3 protein-coding genes are annotated in these 3,762 nt (G+C 64.1%); 1 reads left to right on the forward strand and 2 read right to left on the reverse strand.

From position 1 onward, the window contains the following. Positions 1 to 286: 286 nt before the first annotated feature. Positions 287 to 1,438, forward strand: a complete 1,152-nt coding sequence (locus AC1D1X_RS18105; protein WP_477698816.1) for an ABC transporter substrate-binding protein — start codon at positions 287 to 289, stop codon at positions 1,436 to 1,438. Between the two features lie 151 nt (positions 1,439 to 1,589). Here the strand turns inward: AC1D1X_RS18105 and AC1D1X_RS18110 are convergent, their stop codons facing one another. Then, positions 1,590 to 2,876, reverse strand: coding sequence for a solute carrier family 23 protein (locus AC1D1X_RS18110; protein WP_477670371.1), 1,287 nt, complete (start codon positions 2,874 to 2,876; stop codon positions 1,590 to 1,592). Between the two features lie 88 nt (positions 2,877 to 2,964). Beyond that, positions 2,965 to 3,762 (reverse strand): alpha/beta hydrolase (locus AC1D1X_RS18115; protein ID WP_477698817.1); only part of this gene is annotated, 798 nt, incomplete at its 5' end.

Raw genomic sequence — 3,762 nt, forward strand, 5'->3', positions numbered from 1 at the left:
AAGCAGCCCTTGCCAGGGCTACCGGCCAACCCCAGGCCAAGTAAGTAACCCCCGGCGAAACCGGCTTAGCCGGCGACAAGCCGGGCCATGCCCCGGCCATTTCACAGTTGCCTGCGTGCTGTCATCAATTGGTAAGGGTTTACCCCTAGAATCATTTAACCTTAAATGATTTGCTCTGCCATTTTGGCGCGCTGCTGTGCGCCGGTTGGCGGGCGGTTTTACCCCGCAAGGTCACTCGGCCTTGTCTTTTGGCCTTCACGGCTACCCCACCTTTTGGAGATTTGCGATGCTTCGCCGCCGCTTCCTTTCGTTTGCCCCTCAAATGGCTGCCCTTGCCGCCGCTCCCGCTTTCATTCGCAATGCCTATGCCCAGGAGGGTCTGACGGCCAAGGCCATCACCATCGGCAGCACCGGTGCGACCAGCGGTCCGCTGGCCAGTGTGGGCGCCGAGCTCAAGCTGGGCGTGGACGCAGCCATGGGCCAGATCAACGCCAAGGGTGGCGTGAACGGCCGCATGCTGCAGTTCCAGATGCTGGACGATGCCTATGTGCCGCAGCGCAGCGCCGACAACGTCAGGAAGATGATCGGCGACGGCAGCATTTTTGCGCTGATGTCCTGCGTCGGCACGCCCAACAACGCCGCCATCGTGCCGGTGATTGAAGAGTCCAACCTGCCTTACGTCGGGCCGCGTTCGGGTGCGTCGTCGCTGCGCAAGCCCGGCATGCGCAACGTGTTCCATGTGCGCGCCAGCTTCACTGACGAAACCCAGCGCCTGGTGCAAAGAATCGTGAGCATGGGCATCAAGGACCTGGCCGTCGTCTACCTGGACAACGACTACGGCAAGGAGGTGGTGCTCGATGTCAACCGCGCGCTGCAGGTGCAGGGCGCCAAGGTCGCCGCGCCGGTGGCGCTGGCCGTCGACGGCAAGAACCTCAACGAGGTCGTGAACCAGGTCGTCGCGGGCAAACCCGGCGCCGTGCTGCTTGGCACCGCCGGTTCGGCATCCGTCGGCCTCATTACCGCGCTGAAGAAAGCGTCACCGATGCTGCCTGTCGCAGGCCTGAGCGTGACGTTGTCGGGCGACGGCATCAAGGCCCTGGGCGCGGCCGGTTCCGGCCTGGCGCTGACCATGGTGTTCCCTGACCCATACCGCRCCAAGCTGCAGGTGGTGCGTGACTACCAGGCCGCCATGCGCGCCATCGGCCAGCAGGAGTTCTCGCTCGGCAGCCTGGAGAGTTATATCAACACCCACGTGATGGCCGAGGGACTGGAACGCGCCGGCCGCGATGTGACGCGCGGCAAACTGCGCACCGCGCTGGCCGGCCTGCAGAAGTTCGACCTCGGCGGTTTCAGTGTCGACTATGCCGCGCCGCCGTTCGCGGGTTCGAAATTTGTCGAACTGGGCGTGCTCGGCGCAGGTGGACGTTTCCTGGGCTGATGGACCATTGATCCTGGCTGGCAGCGCCTGTTGCCGCCAGCCAGAAAAAAGCCCCGGTTGTTGGGTCAGCGGGGACTTTTGGCATTAAAAAGAAGCTAAAGCCCAATCAGGGCATGCGCAAGCAGCTATCAAATAGATAGCGATTCGTTGATCAGGGTTTGCGGCTCAGCAAGGCGTACAGCAGGATCGCACCAAAGGTCGCGGTGCCGATGCCACCCAGTGCGAACTGGCCGAACTTCAGCGTGAAGTCACCGGTGCCGAGCACCAGCGTGATGGCGGCAACAATCAAATTGCGGTTGTCTGAAAAGTCCACCTTGTTGTCCACCCAGATCTTGGCGCCGGCCACGGCAATGAGGCCGAACACCACGATGCTCACGCCGCCCATCACCGGCAGCGGAATCGCCTGGATCAGCGCGCCGAACTTGGGGCTGAAGCCCAGCACCACGGCGATCAGCGCCGCCACCACGAAGACGGCGGTGGAATAGATCTTGGTCGCCGCCATCACGCCGATGTTTTCGGCATAGGTCGTTACGCCTGTGCCACCCGCGCTACCCGATACGATGGTCGCCACGCCGTCGCCGATGAAGGCGCGGCCCATGTAGACGTCCAGGTTCTTGCCGGTCATGGCCGTCACCGCCTTGATGTGGCCGAGGTTTTCCGCCACCAGAATGATGGCGACGGGCGCAATCAGCAGCATGGCATTGGCGCTGAACACCGGTGCCGTGAAGCCCGGCAGGCCGACCCAGGCGGCATTGGCGATGCCCGACAGGTCCATCGGCTTGCCAAGGCCCAGTCCGTTGGTCAGCACCGCATAAATCACGCTCGCCACGATCAGGCCGACCAGGATCAGCAGCCGCTGCACCATGCCGCGCGTCATCACGGCTACCAGGGCCACGCTCACAAACGTCACCACCTGCATCCATGAATCGAAATTGCCGGCAGCCATGTTCTTGATGGGAATGCTGGCCAGGTTCAGGCCGATCACCGCCACCACGGCGCCGGTGACCACGGGCGGCATGAAACGTTCTATCCAGCCGGTGCCGATGGACTGCACGATGAAGCCGATCAGCGTGTACACCACGCCGCAGGCGATGATGCCGCCCAGCGCCACGCCCAGGTTGGCATTCGGCCCTTTGCCGGCATAGGCCGTGGCCGCAATCACCACACCGATGAAGGCAAAACTCGAACCGAGGTAGCTGGGCACCTTGCCGCCGGTGATGACGAAGAAGATCAGTGTGCCGATGCCGCTCATCAGGATGGCGATGTTGGGGTCAAACCCCATGAGGATGGGTGCCAGCACCGTGGCGCCGAACATCGCGATCACGTGCTGCACACCCATCACCGCGGTCTGTGGCCACGGCAGGCGCTCGTCGGGCCCGATGACGCCGCCTTGCTGCAGTACCGCGCTGTCTTTTTCTGTCCAGTCCAGCATTCCCATCATGTCTCCTCTTGTTAAAAGTGAGGCAATGCTAGGGGGAATGGGCGCGCCGCACAAGCGCGGCGCCGTTTAGACCCTCAACAGGTTCTCAGGCCAGAAACGCTGCCACCTGGCGCAGCACTTCGTCATCCTTGAGGATCTTGCGATGGCCCAGGCCTTCGGTGGCCACCAGGCGCGCGCCGACAATCGCCTCGCTGTAAGCCACGCCGTCGGCAAAGCGGTTGATGCTGTCCTGCCGGTCATGCACCACCAGCGTGGGCAGGGCGATGCGCGGGCCGACCATTGCCGGCTCGAACTGCGGCATCAGGATGCCTTCGCGCGCCTCAATGCGCCGCTGCATGGCCGCGCGCGTGGATTCGTGCAGGCCAAACACGTGGGCAAATAGCCGCGTGTATTCAAGCGGCGACGCGGGGGGCGCCAGCAACACCAGCCTGCCAGCCGCCAGCCCTCGGCTGGCGGCATAAGCGCCGGCGTTCGCCGACAGCGAATGCGCCACCACCGCGCGCAGCGTATGGCCCTGTTGCTGCAGCCGTGCGGTCACGTACTCCAGCACGCGCGCAAACTGCGGCAGGTTGGTGACCGAGCCGCTGCTGCGGCCATGCGCCGGCATCTCAATGATGACCGGCCGCAAGCCTTGCGCACTCAAGACCTCCGCCAGCGCCAGCATCTGCCCGGCGTGTCCGCCCCAGCCGTGCACCAATAGCACCACCGGGCCGGCAGGTGCGACGGGGCGGCTGTACATCGTCACGCTGGCATCTTCAAAAGGCCATTGCTCAATGTGCCAGTCGGGGCTCCACTTTCTGCGACGGCTCACCCACTTGGGCGGTAGCGGTGTGCCGAACAAGCGGTAAGCCGCCCGCACAGCCAGCGCGGGCCAGAGCTGCTG

The sequence above is a fragment of the Polaromonas sp. P1_G4 genome (genome assembly GCF_056405475.1).